We start from the raw sequence: 18076 nt of genomic DNA on the forward strand, positions 1-18076 counted from the left end.
TGGTCTCCGGGCCGCCGACGCCCACGGGCGGGCCGGCGACCGGAACCCGTTCCTAGACTCGACGCCATGTGCGCACACGTGGTGGTCGCCGAGGACGACCCCAAGCAGGCGGAACTGATACGCCGTTACCTGGCGAACGAAGGTCACCGGGTGGCCGTCGTGCACGACGGCCGGGCCGCGCTCGACGAGGCCCGGGCCTGCCGGCCCGACCTGATGGTGCTGGACGTCATGATGCCGAGGGTCGACGGCCTGGACGTGTGCAGGGCGCTGCGCGCCGATCCCGCGCTGGCCGGTCTGCCGGTGCTGATGCTCACCGCCCGTTCCGCCGAGGACGATCTGCTGCTGGGCCTCGACCTGGGCGCGGACGACTACATGACCAAGCCGTACAGTCCCCGCGAACTGATGGCCCGGGTCCGTACGCTGCTGCGCCGCGCGGCCTCGACGGCCTCACCCGCCCCGGCCACCGACCCGGTGCTGCGCGTCGGCCCGGTCGCCGTCGACCCGGTGCGCCACGAGGTCAGCTGCGACGGCCGCCCCGTCGCCTGCACCCCGGGCGAATTCGCCCTGCTGGCGCTGCTCGCCGCCGAGCCGGGCCGGGTCTTCAGCCGGGCCCAGATCATCCAGCACCTGCACGGCTTCGACCGCTATTTCACCTCGCGCACGGTCGACGTACACGTGATGAACCTGCGCCGCAAGATCGAGCCCGCCCCCGAGCGTCCGGTACGGCTCCTGACGGTCTACGGCGTGGGCTACAAGCTGGTGCCGGGTCCGGACCGCACGCCCGGCGCGGACGCGCCCGCCACGCCGGGCAAGGACGCCCTCGATGGCGCGTGACGTCCCGCTGCGCCGCAGCCTGCCCGTCAAGCTGATGGTGCTCGCCACGCTCGTGGCGGCCGGCTCGATCGCCGCGACCGCCTGGCTGACCGTCCACATCACGGCCGTCGGGATCCGGCAGGAGCAGGGGCAGGCACTCACCGACGACGCGAAGGCGTACGACGTGCTGCTCGGCTGGGCCGCCACCCACCACGACTGGCAGGGTGCCGCCGGGACCGTGCGGGCGCTGGCCAAGGACACCGGGCTGCGGATCACCCTCACGGACACCCACCGCCGGGTCCTGCTGGACTCGGCGGGAAACGCGGCACCCGGATCCCGGAACTCCGCGGTGAATCCGGCGGGCCCGGCCGACGGCGGAACTCCGGCGGACGCCGCGGACTCCGGGAGGGACAAGGGCGCCGCGCTTCCCGCACAGGCGTCCGCGACAGTCGACCCCCTGGCGGTGGACACCGCCCTGATCGCCCGCACCCAGAGCCAGGCCAGGCCCGCGCCCACAGGGCTGCCGGCCGCGGTGCCGTGCCCGCGGCGCACCCGGTGCCTGCCTACGCCGGCTCCCGTGGCGCACACCGCGGAGCAGCCCCGGCAGGCCACGGCGGTGCCGCCGCCGTCCGGTACCGGCACCATCGACGCCCGAGCGGTCGGGCCGTTCCTGCTGCCGTCCGCCGAACGCGCGGACCTGCGCATCGGCGCACTGCGCATCGCCGCCTGCCTGCGCGACCGGCTGCACCTGGACGCGCAGGTGGTGAGCACCCCGAGCGGACGGCCGTACATCCGCACCGCACTGACCGGCCTGTACCTGCCCACCGACTGCAACACCAGCGCGCTCTCCAGGCCCACCCCCACCGAGACCCGTGCCCTGCGGCGGCTCGACGACCTCGCCGACACCTGCCTGCACCGCGAGGGCGCCGGGCCGGTCCGGATCGGACTGGATTTCAGCTGGACGCCGACCGGCCGGCGCACCGCCACCGGTGACGCGGCCGCCGCCTCCTGCGTGGACGCCGCCCGCCGGCAGCAGCTCACGCCCTATGTCGCCCCGCCCGCACTGCTGTTCGTCAGCAGCCCGCGCCAGCCCGCGGCCACCTTCCTCGATCTCTCCCCCGCCAACCGGGCCCGGGTCGCCGAGGTGACCGGGCTGGTCCTGCTGGTCACGCTGGCGGTCACCGCACTGGCCGGAACCCGCATGGTCCGCCCGTTGCGGGCGCTGGCGGGCGCGGCCCGGCGGATGACGGACGGCGACCTGGGCGCGCGGGTGAAGGTGACCGCCGGCGACGAGATGGGCCGGGTCGGCGTCGCCTTCAACACGATGGCCGAACGCCGCCAGGAGTCCGAGGCGTTGCGGAAGGCGATGGTCGGGGACGTGGCCCACGAGCTGCGGAACCCACTGAGCAACATCCGCGGCTGGCTCGAGGCCGCGCAGGACGGACTGGTGGTCCCCGACCGCGACCTGGTGGCGTCCCTGCTCGACGAGGCGGTACTGCTGCAGCACGTCATCGACGACCTGCGGGACCTGTCGGCGGCCGACGCGGGCGGACTGCGCCTGCACCCCGAGCCGCTGGACCTGGCCGAGCTCGTCGCCCAGGTCTCGACCGCTCACCGCGGCGCCGCCGAGGCAGCCGGCGTCACCCTGCGCACCGAAGCACCGGATCACCTACCGCTGACCGCCGACCCGGTCCGTCTGCGGCAGGCCGTCGGCAACCTGGTCTCGAACGCCGTCCGCCACACCCCGCCCGGCGGCATGGTCACCGTGCGCGCGGCGCTCTCCGGCCCCGACCGGGCGGTGATCGAGGTGGCCGACACCGGCACCGGCATCGCGCCGGCCGACCTGCCGCGTGTCTTCGACCGCTTCTGGCGCGCCGACAAGTCCCGCACCCGCCGCACCGGCGGCAGCGGGCTCGGCCTGTCCATCGTCCGCAAACTCGCCGAAGCCCACGGCGGCACCGTCACCGCCGCCAGCACTCCCGGCCGGGGCTCGGTCTTCACCCTGACCCTCCCCGCGCCCAGGGTTTCGACGTAGTCGGTGAGTGTCCGGTGCGTGATCACGCCGGGCCGGGGAGTTCCAGGGGGCGGCGGGCGCCGCGCGAGTTCCCGGTGCAAGCCCGAGCCGCAGCCCCCGCCGTGCTCCAGGAGCCAGGGAATTCAGGCGCTACAACCTCAGCACTCGATCACGTTCACCGCGAGCCCGCCGCGGGCGGTCTCCTTGTACTTGACCTTCATGTCGGCCCCGGTTTCCTTCATGGTCTTGATGACCTTGTCCAGGGAGACGTGGTGGCGGCCGTCGCCGCGCATCGCCATGCGGGCGGCGGTGACGGCCTTGACCGCGGCCATGCCATTGCGTTCGATGCAGGGGATCTGGACGAGGCCGCCGACCGGGTCGCAGGTGAGGCCGAGGTTGTGCTCCATGCCGATCTCGGCGGCGTTCTCGACCTGTTCCGGGGTGCCGCCGAGGACTTCGGCCAGGCCCGCGGCGGCCATCGAGCAGGCGGAGCCGACCTCGCCCTGGCAGCCGACCTCGGCGCCGGAGATCGAGGCGTTCTCCTTGAAGAGCATGCCGATGGCGCCCGCGGCCAGCAGGAAGCGGACGATCGCGTCCTCCTGCTCGGCCTGCGAACCGCCGCCGTCGGCGACGAAGTTGACGTAGTAGTGCAGGACGGCGGGGATGATGCCGGCCGCGCCGTTGGTCGGGGCGGTCACCACCCGGCCGCCGGCCGCGTTCTCCTCGTTGACCGCCATGGCGTAGAGCGTGACCCATTCCATGGCGTGCGCCGCCGGGTCGCCGGCGGCGCGCAGCTGGCGCGCGGACTGCGCCGCGCGGCGGCGGACCTTCAACCCGCCCGGGAGGATGCCCTCACGGGTCATGCCGCGCCGCACGCACGCCTGCATGACCTGCCAGATCTCCAGCAGGCCGGCCCGCACCTCGGCCTCCGAGCGCCACGCCTTCTCGTTCTCCAGCATCAGCGCGGAGATCGACAGCCCCGTGTCCGCCGACAGCCGCAGCAGTTCGTCGCCGGTGCGGAACGGGTGCCGCAGCACCGTGTCGTCCAGCTTGATCCGGTCCTGGCCGACCGCGTCCTCGTCCACCACGAAGCCGCCGCCCACCGAGTAGTACGTCTTCTCCAGCAGCGTCCCGCCGTCGGCGTCGTACGCGGCCAGCGTCATCCCGTTCGCGTGGTACGGCAGCGCCCGGCGCCGGTGCAGCACGATGTGCTCCGCCGGGTCGAACGCGATCTCGTGCGCGCCCAGCACGTTCAGCCGTTTCGCCGCGGTGACCCGGGCGACCTCCTCGTCGGCCCCCTCCACGTCCACCGTGCGCGGCGAGTGGCCGGACAGGCCGAGCAGCACCGCCTTCGGGGTGCCGTGCCCATGGCCGGTCGCGCCCAGCGAACCGAACAGCTCCGCGCGCACCGCGGCGGTGTGCGCGAGCAGGGCCTCGTTCTTCAGGCGGTGCGCGAAGATGCCGGCGGCGCGCATCGGCCCCACGGTGTGCGAACTGGACGGGCCTATTCCGATGGAGAACAGGTCGAACACGGAAATGGCCACGGGGTGCTCCGGGGGTGGTCGGGGGTGGAGGTGCGGTCGCCCGGGGGCGCGGGTCCCCCGGCACCGGGCCGGGGGACGGGCCGCGCCCTTCCGGGGCCGCGCCTTACGTGTACAGCGGGTACTTCGCGGTCAGCGCGGTGACCCTGGCCCGCAGCGCCACCGCGTCGTGTTCCGGGGCCAGGGCGGCCGCGATGATGTCCGCGACCTCGCGGAAGTCGTCCGCGCCGAAGCCCCGGGTGGCCAGCGCGGGCGTGCCGATGCGCAGCCCCGAGGTGACCATCGGCGGGCGGGGGTCGTTGGGGATGGCGTTGCGGTTGACGGTGATGCCGACCTCGTGGAGCCGGTCCTCGGCCTGGCGGCCGTCGAGGGCGGACTCGCGCAGGTCGACCAGGACCAGGTGGACGTCGGTGCCGCCGGACAGGACGGCTACGCCGGCCTCGGCCATGTCGGGCCGCGACAGCCGCTCGGCCAGGATCCTGGCGCCCTCCAGCGTGCGGGACTGCCGGTCGCGGAACTCGTCGGTCGCCGCCGCCTTGAACGCCACCGCCTTGGCGGCGATCACGTGCTCCAGCGGGCCGCCCTGCTGACCGGGGAAGACCGCCGAGTTGATCTTCTTGGCCAGGTCGGCGCGGGAGAGGATCACGCCGCCGCGCGGGCCGCCGAGGGTCTTGTGGGTGGTGGTGGTCACCACGTCCGCGTACGGGACGGGGGAGGGGTGCAGCCCGGCCGCGACCAGGCCCGCGAAGTGCGCCATGTCGACCATCAGGTAGGCGCCCACCTCGTCGGCGATGCGCCGGAACTCGGCGAAGTCGAGCTGCCGGGGGTAGGCCGACCAGCCCGCGACGATGAGCCGGGGCCGGTGCCGCTGGGCCAGCTTCTCCACCTCGGCCATGTCGACCAGGCCGGTGTGCTCGTCCACGTGGTAGGCGACCACGTCGTAGAGCTTGCCGGAGAAGTTGATCTTCATGCCGTGGGTGAGGTGCCCGCCGTGCGCCAGGTCCAGGCCGAGGATGGTGTCGCCGGGCGACAGCAGCGCGAACATCGCGGCCGCGTTGGCCTGCGCGCCCGAGTGCGGCTGGACGTTGGCGGCCTCGGCCCCGAACAGCTCCTTGACCCGGTCGATCGCGAGCTGCTCGATCACGTCGACGTGCTCGCAGCCGCCGTAATAGCGGCGTCCGGGGTATCCCTCGGCGTACTTGTTGGTCAGCACCGAGCCCTGCGCCTGGAGGACCGCCACCGGAGCGAAGTTCTCCGAGGCGATCATCTCCAGGGTGGACTGCTGGCGGTGCAGCTCGGCGTCGACCGCGGCGGCGACGTCCGGGTCGAACTCGTGCAGGGACTGGTTCAGCAGCGACATGGCTTCTTCCTGGTAGAGGGCCGGAAGGCGGGGCGCGCCACGAGGGCGGCGCGCCCCTGGCCGTTCCGGGCCGGCGAGGCGGGCGGGGCCGGCCGAGCGGGCGGGACGGGCGCGGCCGGCGAGGCCGGTGGGGCCGGTGGGGCGGTTACGGAACCGGCGGGGGCGCGGCCGGGCCCCGCCCGTCAGTCCGCGATGAAGGCGTCGTACTCGGCGGAGGACAGCAGCTCGGCCCCCTCGCCGTCGGCGACCCGCACCTTGAACAGCCAGCCGCCCTCGAAGGGCGCGGTGTTGACCAGCGACGGGTCGTCGGACACGTCCTGGTTGACCTCCGTCACCTCGCCGGACACCGGCGAGTACAGCTCGCTGACGGACTTGGTGGACTCCAGCTCACCGCAGGGCTCGCCGGCGGTCACCGTCGAGCCGGCCTCGGGGAGCTGCACGAACACGACGTCGCCCAGCGCGTCGGCGGCGTGCGAGGTGATGCCCACGGTGGCCACCCCGTCCTCGGGGGCCGACAGCCACTCGTGCTCCTTGCTGTAGCGCAGCTGCTCAGGATTGATGCTCATGACCGAATTCTCCCGGATGTGTAGGGGTACGGGCGCAAGGGCCGCGGCCGTACGGACGTAAAGCCTGCAGGAAGGCGGGACCGGACGCTCAGCGAGTCCGCTTGTAGAACGGCAGCGCGACCACCGTGTGCGGCTCCCGGCTGCCCCGGATGTCCACCGCGACACCCGGCGAGCCGGGGCCTGCGTGGGCCGCGTCCACGTAGGCCATGGCGATCGGCACCCCGAGGGTGGGGGACGGGGCGCCGGAGGTGACCTCGCCGATCACCGCGCCCGAGGCGTCCGTCACCGGATAGCCGGCCCGCGGCACCCGGCGGCCCTCGGCGACGAGCCCGACCAGCGTGCGCGGCGGCGTCGCCGCGGCCTTCTCGGCGGCCACCGCGAGGGCCTCGCGTCCCACGAAGTCCCCGGGCTTGTCGAACTTCACCACCCGGCCCAGGCCCGCGTCGAACGGCGTGACCCCGGCCGTCAGCTCGTGCCCGTACAGCGGCATGCCCGCCTCCAGGCGCAGCGTGTCCCGGCAGGACAGGCCGCACGGCACCAGGCCCGCTCCCGCACCGGCCGCGGTGAGCGCCTCCCACAGCCGCACGGCGTCGCCCGGCGCCACGAACAGCTCGAAGCCGTCCTCTCCCGTGTAGCCGGTGCGGGCGATCAGCGCGGACACCCCGGCCACCGTGCCGGGCAGGCCCGCGTAGTACTTCAGGCCGTCCAGGTCGGCGTCGGTGAGCGAGGCCAGGATCGCCGGGGCCTGCGGACCCTGCACGGCGAGCAGCGCGTACGCGTCCCGGTCGTCGCGTACGGACGCCTCGAAGCCGGCCGCCCGCTCGGTGACCGCGTCCAGCACCACCTGGGCGTTGGCCGCGTTGGCGACGATCATGTACTCCCGCTCGGCCAGCCGGTAGACGATCAGGTCGTCCAGGATGCCGCCGTCGGGCGCGCAGATCATCGTGTAGCGGGCGCGGCCCACTGCCAGCGCCGACAGGTGGCCGACCAGGGCGTGGTCGAGCGCCTCGCCGGCCTGCGGCCCGGTCACGGTGATCTCGCCCATGTGCGAGAGGTCGAACAGCCCGGCCCGGGTGCGTACGGCCTGGTGCTCCTCGCGCTCGCTGGTGTACCGCAGCGGCATCTGCCAGCCCGCGAAGTCGGTCATCGTCGCGCCCAGCGCGCGGTGCAGCGCGTCGAGCGCGGTACGGCGGGATTCGCTCATCGGTCGGGTGCTCCCAGGGGTTACGAGGGCGAGTACGGGTACGAGGCCACTGCGGCCTCCCCATCTGTCATCGGAACCTGAGAGGTTCACCGTGAACCCCGGACCCGGGACCACGGCTTGCACCTTGGGTGGGAGGAGCCCTGCGGCCCCTCCGCTTTTCAGATCTGCCTCGCCCGCGCGGTATCTGTGCCTGAGAGATTCAAGGGAGGACTTGCTCCTTCGGCGCCCGGCCCGCCCTGCGCGGACGGGTACGGGACTCTCCCGCGCGGCCTCCAACGGCCGGTATGCAAGTTGTGGCGCCCATCATTGCATGCCCGGCGGCCCGCGGCCGCTAGGGTGTGGCGGCAGGCCACGGCACAAGGGCGGACAAGGGTGGACATGGAGAATCCGGCGCCGTACACGGCGCCGTACATATGGCCGGCCAACGAGCTGGAAGAGGTGCTCGGCGCCAGCCTGGGCAACCCCGGGGCCACGCCCAGGCTGCTGGAGGTCCTGCGCCGGTCCCGGGTGTGGGTACCGCTGCCCAACGGCGGCGGCCCGGACGCGAGGGACCTCGACCTGCCCACCGTGGAACTGGGCGGGGCGCCCTACGTGCCGGTGTTCAGCTCCGAGCAGCAGTTCCGGCAGGCGGCCGACGGCATGTCGTGCACGGTCGCGCCCGTGCACGAGTTCGCCCGCGGGCTGCCGCCGATGGTCGGCATCGCCGTCAACCCGGGCGGGGCGGTCGGGATCCCGCTGCCGCCGGCCGCCGTGGCCGAACTGTGCCGGCCCGACCGCGGCCGCGACATGCCGTCGGGGGCCCGGGTGCGGCTGTGGGAGCCCGGACACGAGGAGGAGCCGGTCGATTTCCTGGCGGCGGCGGCCGGCGAGTTCGCGGTGACCCCGGTGGTGCTCAGCGCGCGGCGCGCGGTGGCCGTGGTCGAGGACGAGCCGCCGGCCCTGTTCGTCGGTGTGGAGCTCGACCGCTGGCAGGAGGAGGACCGCACCGCCGCCCTCGACGCCCTCGGCCGCGCGCTCGGCGCCGCCGCGCCGCCCTGGCCGGTCCACCTGATCCTGCTCGACGTGGCGCAGGACCCGGTGGGCGACTGGATGCTGGAGGCCGTGCGGCCCTTCTTCACCCGCGACTGACGACTCGACCCGCGACGGGCGGCTTCGCGACAGGTGACCGCGCTACGGGGGCTTCGTTACGGGCGGCTTCGCGACGGACGGCTTCGTTACGGACGGCCCGGCGACCCGGCGGCCTCGCGACCGGCGGCTTCACGGCCGACGACGCCGGTCACCGGGCGCGGTGGGGCCGTCGCCGGCCCGGTGACCGGCATATATGCGCCGTATAGGCCGCTTATAGACCGGACCGCTTGAGTCGATCAGCATTCCACCGGGAACACTCGACCTGATTTGATGGCGTGGCGCGCACCCGCGTGCGCCACGCCGGGCGGGCGACGGCGGAACGGGCCCGGCGACCGGCCGGACCAGGAGAAGAACCGACAGGGGAAGGGGCGGTCCCACGTGATCGCGGGCGCGCAAGGCGGCGCGGCGGCGGCCGGCCATGTGGAGCAGGTGCTGCTCCAGGTGGCACCCGGCCGCTTCGACGCATACGAGAACCTGCTCGCGTCGCTGGCCGGCGACCAGGTGTGGATGCTGCTGTGGCAGGGGTCCGCGGGGTCGCCCGACGCGCAGTACGGCAGCATGCACGTCGGCGGGCACCCGTACGCGCCCTGCTTCACCTCCCCGCGCGAACTGGCCGCCAGCGGCTGGACCCGGGACCACGAGATCGTCTCCGGGCGGGACATCGCGCTCACCCTCTACCCCGACCGGTGCGGGCTGTGGCTGAACCCGCACGCCGCGGGAGGCGGTGTCGGCATCCCCTGGCTGGACCTGCGGCGCATCGCCGTCGGCCTCGACCTGCTGCCGGCCGGCCCCCTGCAGATCACCGAACCGACCCTGCAGATACCGCAGTTCTACGCGCTGCTGGACCAGGCGGCCCACCGTACGCCCGCGGTGCGCGCGCTGCGCCGGGCGTGGGTGCGGCCCGCCCTCGGCGAGCCCTACCTGGCCATCGGGGTCGAGGTCTACGACGGTTCGCCGCAGGCGGTGGACTCGGTGCGGCTGATGATGCGGCAGGCGGTGGCCGGCGTACCGGCCGGGGTCGCCGTCTCCACGGTGGCCATGTCCGACCCGTACGACCCGGTCGCGATGTGGCTGCGCGCCTACGCCCCGCCCTTCTTCGACCGCGACTACGGTACGGGACCGGGCTGGCGGGCCCCGAGGGGCTACTGAGGGTTCCACCGGGACGCCCCCGGGCCGGCAACGCTATGTGCCGCTGACCGCCGTCGCCATCAGGCCCAGCGGGGGGCTGCCCAGTTTCAGCAGCTCGCCGTGGAAGCGGGCCAGTGAGAAACCGTGCCCCCATTTCTTGCGGGCCTTCTCGCGCAGCCGCATGATCTCCAGCTTGCCCCAGGTGTAGCGGCCGTACCCGGCGTCGAAGGTGCCGCGGCGCGCCTCCGACGCCGCGGCGGCGGGGGCGAGGTGGGCGTCACGGACGAACAGGCGGGTCGCCTCGTCGAGGGTCAGCCCGCCGGTGTGCAGGCCGATCGCGACGGTGAGGCGGGTGACCCGGACCAGGGCCTCCAGGGCGACGCCGATGGCGAAGCGCGGGTCGCGCGGGCGGAAGCCCTCCTCCAGGCACACCTCCTCGACGTAGTGCGCCCAGCCCTCGGTGAAGGCGAGGCTGTGCAGGGTGCGGCGCACCTCGCTCCGTACGCGGCGCAGGGCGCGGCCGTGCGCGAAGTGGCCGGGGGCGACCTCGTGGACGGTGATCGCGGGCAGGCTGGTGCGGGAGAAGACGCTCAGCCACTCCTCGCGTTCGTCCGCCGGCCAGTCGGGCTCGGGAGGGGTGACGTGGTACCAGGACGGCGTCTCCGGCTCGCCGGGGGCCGCCCACGTCATCATGGCCATCGCCCACCGGCGCGAGGGCGGGGCGGGCCCGACCAGGCACTCGCCGTCGAGGAAGGGCACCAGGCCGTGCGCGCGGGTGAAGTCGATGACCTCGTCGGTGAGCCGGGCGGCCTCGGGGATGACGTGCTCGGCGTCGGGGTGGTCGGCCATCAGGGCCGGGATCAGCTCGTCGACCGGCCGGTGCGGGTCCAGCGCCCGGCAGGACTCGGTGAGCAGGCCGGTCAGGCGGGCCCGCTCGCGGTCCGCGGCCTCGGCGAGATCGCCCAGGTCCACCCGCAGCCCCTCGGCGCTGCCCATGAGTGCGGCCAGCGCCTCGCCGCCGAGCCGCGGGTCCGGGTCGCCGTGCCGCGCGGCCGCCTCCAGGTGCGCCACGAGCCGCGCGTGCGCCTTCACGGCGGCGGCCTCTTCCGGACCGGCCGCCGGGTCGAGGCCGGCGGCGAGGCCACGGGCCGCCCCCAGCAGCGCCTGGGCGACCGGCGCGCTCACCAGGTCCAGCGACGCGATCGACCCACGGACGGCGTCCGGCCAGCCGGCCAAGTGCCGCGCGCGGGCCTTCCCGCGCTCCTTGCGGCGCGCGTACTCCCGGTCGTAGCAGGCGAGTTCGAGGTTGGACAGGTGCGGGTACGGGTCGCGCCGGTGCAACTCCAGCACCCCGTACTGGATCCGCAGGCTCTCCTCGAAGACCGCCAGGTGGGCCTCGTCGTGCGCGTCGGGCAGCGGCCCGGAGCGGCTCGCCGCCGCCATCGCCGTCAGCGCGCCGTGCACGCCGTCGGGCGAGAGGTCCTGCAGGCGGCCGTCGTACTCGTGCAGGCCGGCCATCTCCCGGGAGACGGGCATCATCAGGTCGCATACCGCGCGCAGCCGATCGGTCACCACCAGACCGTACCCCCACGGTACGCACGGGTAACGGACGAAGAATCGGCACATCACAGTTGCGCATCCCTTCGCCGTGAGGTCTGGCGGGTGATCGCCAAGGCACACAAGAATCCAGCGTCAGAGGCCGTGTGCCGTACAACCGCGTTTGCGTCGCGGAGCGGCCGGGCACATTGCACGACTTATGACTGAAGCCGCTACAGCGGCGGGCGCGCGCCGGTAACCCGCCGGCGAGAGGGGTCAGCTTCACCATGACCGCACCGATAGAGACCACCCCTGGGCAGGCAGAGGCACAGCCCGAAGCCATCCTCGAAGGGGCGGGAGGCGGCGCCATCGAGGGGCGCTCCCTCGGGCGGATCGCCTGGACGCGTTTCAAGCGTGACAAGGTTGCCGTCGCCGGTGGCGTGGTGGTCGTCCTGCTGATCCTGCTGGCGATCCTCGCCAAACCGATCGAGAGCATCTTCGGTCTGGACCCGAACGAGTTCCACCAGAACCTGATCGACCCGTCCACCACCGTCCCCAAGGGCGGCATGGGCGGCATGAGCCTGCACCACCTGCTGGGCGTCGACCCCCAGTACGGCCGCGACCTGCTGGCCCGCATCATCGAGGGCTCGTGGGTGTCGCTGCTGGTCGCCACCGGCTCCACCCTGCTGTCGGTGGTGCTGGGCGCGGTCCTCGGCGTGATCGCCGGGTACTACGGCGGCTGGGTGGACAGCCTGATCAGCCGGGCGATGGACATGTTCCTGGCGTTCCCGCTGCTGCTGTTCGCCATCTCGATCTCGGCCTCGCTGCAGGACGGCGCGTTCGGCCTGAGCGGGCTGCCACTGCGCATCGGTGTGCTGATCTTCGTGATCGGCTTCTTCAGCTGGCCCTACATGGGCCGGATCGTCCGCGGGCAGACGCTGAGCCTGCGGGAACGGGAGTTCGTGGAGGCCGCCCGCAGCCTGGGCGCCCGCGGGCCGTACATCCTGTTCCGCGAACTGATGCCCAACCTGGTCGCGCCGATCCTGGTCTACTCGACCCTGCTGATCCCGACCAACATCCTCTTCGAGGCAGCGCTGAGCTTCCTCGGCGTGGGCATCGCGCCGCCGCAGGCGTCCTGGGGCGGCATGCTCAACTCGGCGGTCGACCTGTTCTACGCCGACCCCGAGTTCATGATCGTGCCGGGTGTGGCGATCTTCATCACCGTGCTGGCCTTCAACCTCCTCGGGGACGGGCTGCGGGACGCGCTGGACCCGCGCAGCAAGTGACCACGGACCACGAGACACCGGTACCAGCGCCGTGCACCGCCGCGGACACCGCGTACCACCGCAACCAACGACATGGCCGGGGCGCCATCGCAACCCCGGCCGGCGAACATCACCGATCTGGGAGGCTTTCCTCGGCATGAACAGCAGAAAAGCGACAGCGGCGCTGGCGCTTGCCACGGCACTGGCCCTGGGAGCATCCGCGTGCAACAGCAGCTCCAAGAGTGACGACGGCAAGAAGTCCGGTGGTACGCAGGGTTCGTCCGCCGCGAAGGACGCCGCCCTCACCAGCATCGTGAACCCCTCCTCCGCGAAGGGGGGCACGGTGACCATGGAGAACTCCGACGTCCCGGACTCCCTGGACCCGGGCAACACGTACTACGGCTGGGTGCAGAACTTCTCCCGGCTCTACGCGCGTACGCTGCTGACCTTCAAGCCGGCCGCCGGCAAGGACGGCCTGACCGTCGTGCCCGACCTGGCGACCGGTCTCGGCCAGGCCAGCGCGGACGCCAAGACCTGGACGTACCACATCCGGGCCGGCCTGAAGTACGACGACGGCACGCCGATCACCACCAAGGACATCAAGTACGCGATCGAGCGCAGCAACTTCGCGCCCGAGGCCCTGTCCAACGGCCCGACGTACTTCAAGGCGTACCTGGCCAACGACAGCTCCTACAAGGGTCCCTACAAGGACAAGAGCCCGAACGGGCTGGCGTCCATCGAGACCCCGGACGACACCACGATCGTCTTCCACCTGTCGAAGCCGTTCGCCGACTTCGACTACCTGGCGACCTTCTCCCAGACGGCCCCCGTGCCGCAGGCGAAGGACACCGGCGCCGGCTACGTGCAGCACATCGTGTCCTCCGGCCCGTACAAGTTCGCCTCGTACCAGGACGGCGTGGGCGCGGACCTGGTCCGCAACCCGCAGTGGCAGCAGGCGACCGACCCGGTCCGCAAGGCGCTGCCGAACGAGATCAAGATCAAGTTCAAGATCGACGCGAACACGATCGACAACAACCTGATCGCGGGCAACACCACGGTGGACTCCGGCGGCACCGGTGTGCAGTCGAACACCCAGGCCAAGGTGATCAGCCCGAAGTACGCCAAGAACACCGACGACTCCTACGCGGGCGCCACCTCGTACCTGGCGATCAACCCGCACGTGAAGCCGTTCGACAACCCCGACTGCCGCAAGGCGATCGAGTACGCGATCGACAAGGTCTCGGTCCAGACCGCCATCGGCGGCCCGGTCAAGGGTGACGTGGCCACCACGCTGCTGCCCCCGACCGTCAACGGCTACAGCAAGTTCGACGAGTTCGCGACCCCGGACAACAAGGGCGACGCGGCCAAGGCCAAGCAGCTGCTGACCTCGTGCGGCAAGCCGGGCGGGTTCTCCACCAACCTGACCGCGCGCAGCGACCGCCCGGCCGAGATGGCCGAGGCGACCGCGATCCAGAACTCGCTGAAGCAGATCGGCATCACCGCCAACATCAAGAGCTTCCCGGCCGGCAAGTACTTCTCGAACTTCGCCGGTGTCCCGAGCTACGTGCACGACCACCAGCTCGGCCTGATGCTCACCGCGTGGGGCGCCGACTGGCCGACCGGCTACGGCTTCCTGGACCAGATCGTCGACGGCAGCGCCATCAAGCCGTCCGGCGGCAACAACCTCCAGGAGCTGAACGACCCGGCCATCAACAAGGCGCTGGCCGACGCGATCTCCAACACCGACGCCGCGGCCCGTACCAAGGCGTGGGGCGACATCGACAAGATGGTCGTGGACACCGCGACCGTCGTGCCGCTGATCTACCGCAAGAACCTGCTCTACCGCCCGGACTCGGCGACCAACGTCACCGTCACCCAGGCGTACCTGGGCATGTACGACTACCTGCTGCTGGGCTCCTCCAAGTAATCGGCCCTGGCAGCACCGAAGGAACACGAACACCGGAAGGCAGGTGAAGGCATCGGGGCCCGCCGGTTCGGCTGAGAACCGGACCGGCGGCCCCGGCGCCGACCCGCTGTGACTGCGTACATCATTCGACGCGTGATCGCCGCGATTTTCCTGGTGCTGGTCGTCAGCGCGGTCACCTTCTTGATCTTCTTCTGGGTGCCGAAGCTGGGCGGGCAGACCACCACGCAACTCGCCACCCAGTACGTCGGCAAGGACGCCAACCCGGAGTCCATCGCCGCGGTCAAGAAGAACCTGGGCTTCGACCTGCCGCTCTACGAGCAGTACTGGCACTTCATCAAGGGCATCGTCGCGGGTGCCCACTACAAGTTCGGGCCCGACGCGGCGTACTGCCACCGGCCCTGCTTCGGCTACTCCTTCAAGAACCACGTGGAGGTGTGGCCGCAGATCAAGCAGCGCATCCCGATCACCTTCTCGCTGGCCATCGGCGCGGCCGTGATCTGGGTGGTGTCCGGCGTGGCCATCGGCGTCGTCTCCGCGCTGAAGCGCGGCACGATCATCGACCGGCTGTCCATGGGCATCGCGCTGGCCGGCGTGTCGCTGCCGATCTTCTTCACCGGCCTGGTGCTGCTGGGCCTGTTCTCCTACAAGTGGGCGATCTGGCAGAACGTCCAGTACGTGGCGTTCACCTCCAATCCCGGCCAGTGGGCGTGGAACCTGATCCTGCCCTGGGTCAGCCTCGCCTTCCTGTACTCCGCGCTGTACGCCAGGCTCACCCGGGCCGGCATGCTGGAGACGATGGGCGAGGACTACATCCGCACCGCGCGGGCCAAGGGCCTGCCCGAGCGGGTCGTGGTCGGCAAGCACGGCCTGCGGGCCGCGCTCTCCCCGATCGTCACGATCTTCGGCATGGACTTCGGCCTGCTCATCGGCGGCGCGATCCTCACCGAGAGCGTCTTCTCCTTCAAGGGCGTCGGCGAGTACGCGGTCGAGGGCATCACCGGCAACGACCTGCCGATCGTGATGGGCGTCACCATGGTGGCCGCCACCTTCATCGTCGTCTGCAACCTCTTGGTGGACCTGCTGTACGCCGCCATCGACCCCCGGGTGAGGTTCTCGTGAGCACCGACGGCGGCGACGTGACCAAGGACGAGCGGACGAAGGCCGATTCGGTGAACGACGAGCAGGCGAGCGACGAGCGGGCGCAGGCCGGTCCGCCGCAGGACGCGCAGGTACAGGACGAGCAGGTACAGGACGAGCAGGCACAGGACGGCCCCGCGCGGACCGACCTGAGCAAGCCCGGCCCGGTGGCGGCCGCCGCCGTAAGTGAGCCGGTCGCGGTCGCCCCGGCCGCCCCCGCCGGCGACGCCTACCTGTCCGTACGCAACCTGCGCATCCACTTCGACACCGACGACGGCCTGGTCAAGTCGGTCGACGGCGTCAGCTTCGACCTGCAACGCGGCCGTACCCTCGGCATCGTGGGCGAGTCCGGATCCGGCAAGTCCGTGACGTCGCTGGGCATCATGGGCCTGCACCGCACCGCGCGGGCCCGGATCTCGGGCGAGGTCTGGCTGGACGGCAAGGACCTGGTGGCCGCCGACCCGGACGAGGTACGCAGGCTGCGCGGCCGCAAGATGGCCATGATCTTCCAGGACCCGCTGTCGGCGATGCACCCCTACTACACGGTGGGCGCGCAGATCGTCGAGGCGTACCGGGTGCACAACAAGGTGCCCAAGAAGGTCGCCGCCGAGCGGGCCATGGAGATGCTGGACCGGGTGGGCATCCCCGAGCCGCGCAAGCGGTTCCGGGACTACCCGCACCAGTTCTCCGGCGGTATGCGGCAGCGCGCGATGATCGCCATGGCGCTGGTCAACAACCCCGAACTGCTCATCGCGGACGAGCCGACCACCGCGCTCGACGTGACCGTGCAGGCGCAGATCCTGGACCTGATCCGGGACCTGCAGAAGGAGTTCGGCTCCGCGGTCATCATGATCACGCACGATCTGGGCGTGGTCGCCGAGGTCGCCGACGAGCTGCTGGTGATGTACGCCGGCCGGGCCGTGGAACGCGGCACCGCCGAGAAGGTGTTCACCGAGCCGCAGCACCCGTACACCTGGGGCCTGCTCGGCTCGATGCCCCGACTGGACCGGGAGCGCAGCGAGCGGCTGAACCCGGTCAAGGGCTCCCCGCCCAGCCTGATCAACGTGCCGTCCGGCTGCGCCTTCCACCCGCGCTGCCCGTACGCCTCGCTGAACGGCGGCTCCTCCGAGACGGTCGTCCCCGAGCTGCGGGAAGTGGCCGACGGCCACCTCGCGGCCTGCCACCTGGCGGTTGACGAGCGGACCCGGATCTGGACCGAAGAGATAGAACCGAAGCTGTGAGCGATGTTGTGAAGGGCCAGGACCCCACCGTGGCTGAGTCATCGGCGAGCACCTCGCTGGAAAAGAACGCCGCGTCCGAGCAGCCGCGCGACGCCGAGGCGTCCGCCGTGCCGCGGCAGCCGTCGGGGGAACCGCTGCTGAAGGTGACCGGGCTGGTCAAGCACTTCCCGATCACCAAGGGGCTGCTGCGCCGCCAGGTCGGCGCCGTGCAGGCCGTGGACGGGCTCGACTTCGAGGTCGGCGCGGGCGAGACGCTCGGCGTCGTCGGCGAGTCGGGCTGCGGCAAGTCGACGATGGGCCGGCTGATCACCCGGCTGCTGGAGCCGACCGGCGGGAAGATCGAGTTCGAGGGCCGGGACATCACGCACCTGGGCACCGCGGCGATGCGCCCGATGCGGCGCGACGTCCAGATGATCTTCCAGGACCCGTACTCCTCGCTGAACCCCCGCCACACCATCGGCACCATCGTGGGCGCGCCCTTCAAACTGCAGAAGGTGGCCACCGAGGCCGGGGTGAAGAAGGAGGTCCAGGGGCTGCTGGAGCTCGTGGGCCTGAGCCCGGAGCACTACAACCGCTACCCGCACGAGTTCTCCGGCGGTCAGCGGCAGCGCATCGGCATCGCCCGCGCGCTGGCCCTCAAGCCGAAGCTGGTCGTCGCCGACGAGCCGGTCTCCGCGCTGGACGTCTCCATCCAGGCCCAGGTCGTCAACCTCCTCGACGACCTCCAGGGGGAGCTCGGCCTCACCTACGTGATCATCGCCCACGACCTGTCGGTCATCCGGCACGTCTCCGACCGCATCGCGGTGATGTACCTGGGCAAGATCGTGGAGCTCGGCGACCGCGAGGCGCTGTACTCCGCGCCCCTCCACCCGTACACCAACGCGCTGATGTCCGCGGTGCCGGTGCCGGACCCCAAGCGGAAGCAGCAGCGCGAGCGGATCCTGCTCAACGGGGACGTCCCGTCGCCGATCGCGCCGCCCAGCGGCTGCCGCTTCCACACCCGGTGCTGGAAGGCGACCGAGGTGTGCAGGACGGTGGAGCCGCCGCTGGCCGCGCTGGCGACCGGGCACAAGGTGGCCTGCCACCACCCGGAGAACGCGCCGGACCAGAAGCCCGGCGAGTAGCCGGTTCACGCGTTACGGAAGGGGCGGCGCCGCGGCGCCGCCCCTTCGCCGTTCCCGGGACCGGATCCGCCTCGCTGTTCCCGGTCCAGGTC

General features: G+C 72.0%; 14 protein-coding genes and 1 riboswitch. Of the genes, 9 read left to right on the forward strand and 5 right to left on the reverse strand.

Annotation, left to right across the window (positions count from 1 at the left end; all coding sequences use genetic code 11):
• Window positions 1–66 precede the first annotated feature (66 nt).
• Both K7G61_RS10115 and K7G61_RS10120 read left to right on the forward strand, forming a co-directional pair.
• Window positions 67–834: a response regulator transcription factor gene (locus K7G61_RS10115; RefSeq protein WP_225846387.1), complete on the forward strand. Its 768-nt coding sequence runs from the start codon at window positions 67–69 to the stop codon at window positions 832–834.
• Window positions 824–2848, forward strand: coding sequence for an ATP-binding protein (locus K7G61_RS10120; RefSeq protein WP_225846388.1), 2025 nt, complete (start codon window positions 824–826; stop codon window positions 2846–2848). Before K7G61_RS10115 ends, K7G61_RS10120 begins: the two co-directional genes overlap by 11 nt.
• Window positions 2849–2985: 137 nt before the next feature.
• Here K7G61_RS10120 and K7G61_RS10125 read toward each other — a convergent pair whose 3' ends face one another.
• The 4 genes from K7G61_RS10125 to gcvT all read right to left on the reverse strand — a co-directional run bounded on the left by K7G61_RS10125 (window position 2986) and on the right by gcvT (window position 7498).
• Window positions 2986–4371 carry an L-serine ammonia-lyase gene (locus tag K7G61_RS10125; RefSeq protein ID WP_225846389.1) on the reverse strand — a complete coding sequence of 462 codons (1386 nt, stop codon included), beginning with the start codon at window positions 4369–4371 and terminating at the stop codon, window positions 2986–2988.
• 103 nt (window positions 4372–4474) lie between these two features.
• Window positions 4475–5728: a serine hydroxymethyltransferase gene (gene glyA, locus K7G61_RS10130; RefSeq protein WP_225846390.1), complete on the reverse strand. Its 1254-nt coding sequence runs from the start codon at window positions 5726–5728 to the stop codon at window positions 4475–4477.
• Window positions 5729–5910: 182 nt separating this feature from the next.
• The gene (gcvH, locus tag K7G61_RS10135; RefSeq protein WP_225846391.1) at window positions 5911–6294 is read right to left on the reverse strand and encodes a glycine cleavage system protein GcvH; all 384 of its coding nucleotides are present in this window, start codon (window positions 6292–6294) and stop codon (window positions 5911–5913) included.
• Between the two features lie 88 nt (window positions 6295–6382).
• Window positions 6383–7498, reverse strand: a complete 1116-nt coding sequence (gcvT, locus tag K7G61_RS10140) for a glycine cleavage system aminomethyltransferase GcvT (RefSeq protein ID WP_225846392.1) — start codon at window positions 7496–7498, stop codon at window positions 6383–6385.
• Between the two features lie 168 nt (window positions 7499–7666).
• Window positions 7667–7772, reverse strand: a riboswitch (glycine riboswitch).
• Between the two features lie 104 nt (window positions 7773–7876).
• On the opposite strand from gcvT, the gene K7G61_RS10145 reads away from it, so the two are divergent.
• Window positions 7877–8626, forward strand: coding sequence for an enhanced serine sensitivity protein SseB (locus tag K7G61_RS10145; protein WP_225846393.1), 750 nt, complete (start codon window positions 7877–7879; stop codon window positions 8624–8626).
• A gap of 378 nt (window positions 8627–9004) precedes the next feature.
• Entirely contained in the window at window positions 9005–9775 is a 771-nt protein-coding gene (locus K7G61_RS10150) for an enhanced serine sensitivity protein SseB C-terminal domain-containing protein (protein WP_225846394.1), read from the forward strand.
• A 33-nt stretch (window positions 9776–9808) separates the two neighbouring features.
• Here the strand turns inward: K7G61_RS10150 and K7G61_RS10155 are convergent, their stop codons facing one another.
• A complete protein-coding gene (locus K7G61_RS10155) occupies window positions 9809–11326 on the reverse strand; it encodes a DUF885 family protein (protein WP_225846395.1) in 1518 nt (505 codons plus the stop codon).
• Window positions 11327–11577: 251 nt separating this feature from the next.
• On the opposite strand from K7G61_RS10155, the gene K7G61_RS10160 reads away from it, so the two are divergent.
• The 5 genes from K7G61_RS10160 to K7G61_RS10180 all read left to right on the forward strand — a co-directional run bounded on the left by K7G61_RS10160 (window position 11578) and on the right by K7G61_RS10180 (window position 17984).
• On the forward strand, window positions 11578–12576 hold the full coding sequence (locus K7G61_RS10160; protein ID WP_225846396.1) for an ABC transporter permease: 999 nt from the start codon (window positions 11578–11580) through the stop codon (window positions 12574–12576).
• 136 nt (window positions 12577–12712) lie between these two features.
• Entirely contained in the window at window positions 12713–14482 is a 1770-nt protein-coding gene (locus tag K7G61_RS10165; RefSeq protein ID WP_225846397.1) for an ABC transporter substrate-binding protein, read from the forward strand.
• 108 nt (window positions 14483–14590) lie between these two features.
• Entirely contained in the window at window positions 14591–15601 is a 1011-nt protein-coding gene (locus K7G61_RS10170; RefSeq protein ID WP_225846398.1) for an ABC transporter permease, read from the forward strand.
• 185 nt (window positions 15602–15786) lie between these two features.
• On the forward strand, window positions 15787–16860 hold the full coding sequence (locus K7G61_RS10175) for an ABC transporter ATP-binding protein (RefSeq protein ID WP_374204110.1): 1074 nt from the start codon (window positions 15787–15789) through the stop codon (window positions 16858–16860).
• A 107-nt stretch (window positions 16861–16967) separates the two neighbouring features.
• Window positions 16968–17984, forward strand: coding sequence for an ABC transporter ATP-binding protein (locus K7G61_RS10180; protein WP_225846567.1), 1017 nt, complete (start codon window positions 16968–16970; stop codon window positions 17982–17984).
• Window positions 17985–18076 lie beyond the last annotated feature (92 nt).

Origin of the sequence: Streptomyces sp. HPF1205, assembly GCF_020400825.1 — a bacterium.
Taxonomy (GTDB): domain Bacteria; phylum Actinomycetota; class Actinomycetes; order Streptomycetales; family Streptomycetaceae; genus Actinacidiphila.

Excerpts from the sequence above, each read along its gene's own strand:
- glyA (WP_225846390.1), bottom strand. The coding sequence starts at position 5,728 with ATGTCGCTGCTGAACCAGTCCCTGCACGAGTTCGACCCGGACGTCGCC.
- K7G61_RS10115 (WP_225846387.1), top strand. The coding sequence starts at position 67 with ATGTGCGCACACGTGGTGGTCGCCGAGGACGACCCCAAGCAGGCGGAA.
- K7G61_RS10160 (WP_225846396.1), top strand. The coding sequence starts at position 11,578 with ATGACCGCACCGATAGAGACCACCCCTGGGCAGGCAGAGGCACAGCCC.
- K7G61_RS10145 (WP_225846393.1), top strand. The coding sequence starts at position 7,877 with ATGGAGAATCCGGCGCCGTACACGGCGCCGTACATATGGCCGGCCAAC.
- gcvT (WP_225846392.1), bottom strand. The coding sequence starts at position 7,498 with ATGAGCGAATCCCGCCGTACCGCGCTCGACGCGCTGCACCGCGCGCTG.
- K7G61_RS10165 (WP_225846397.1), top strand. The coding sequence starts at position 12,713 with ATGAACAGCAGAAAAGCGACAGCGGCGCTGGCGCTTGCCACGGCACTG.
- gcvH (WP_225846391.1), bottom strand. The coding sequence starts at position 6,294 with ATGAGCATCAATCCTGAGCAGCTGCGCTACAGCAAGGAGCACGAGTGG.
- K7G61_RS10120 (WP_225846388.1), top strand. The coding sequence starts at position 824 with ATGGCGCGTGACGTCCCGCTGCGCCGCAGCCTGCCCGTCAAGCTGATG.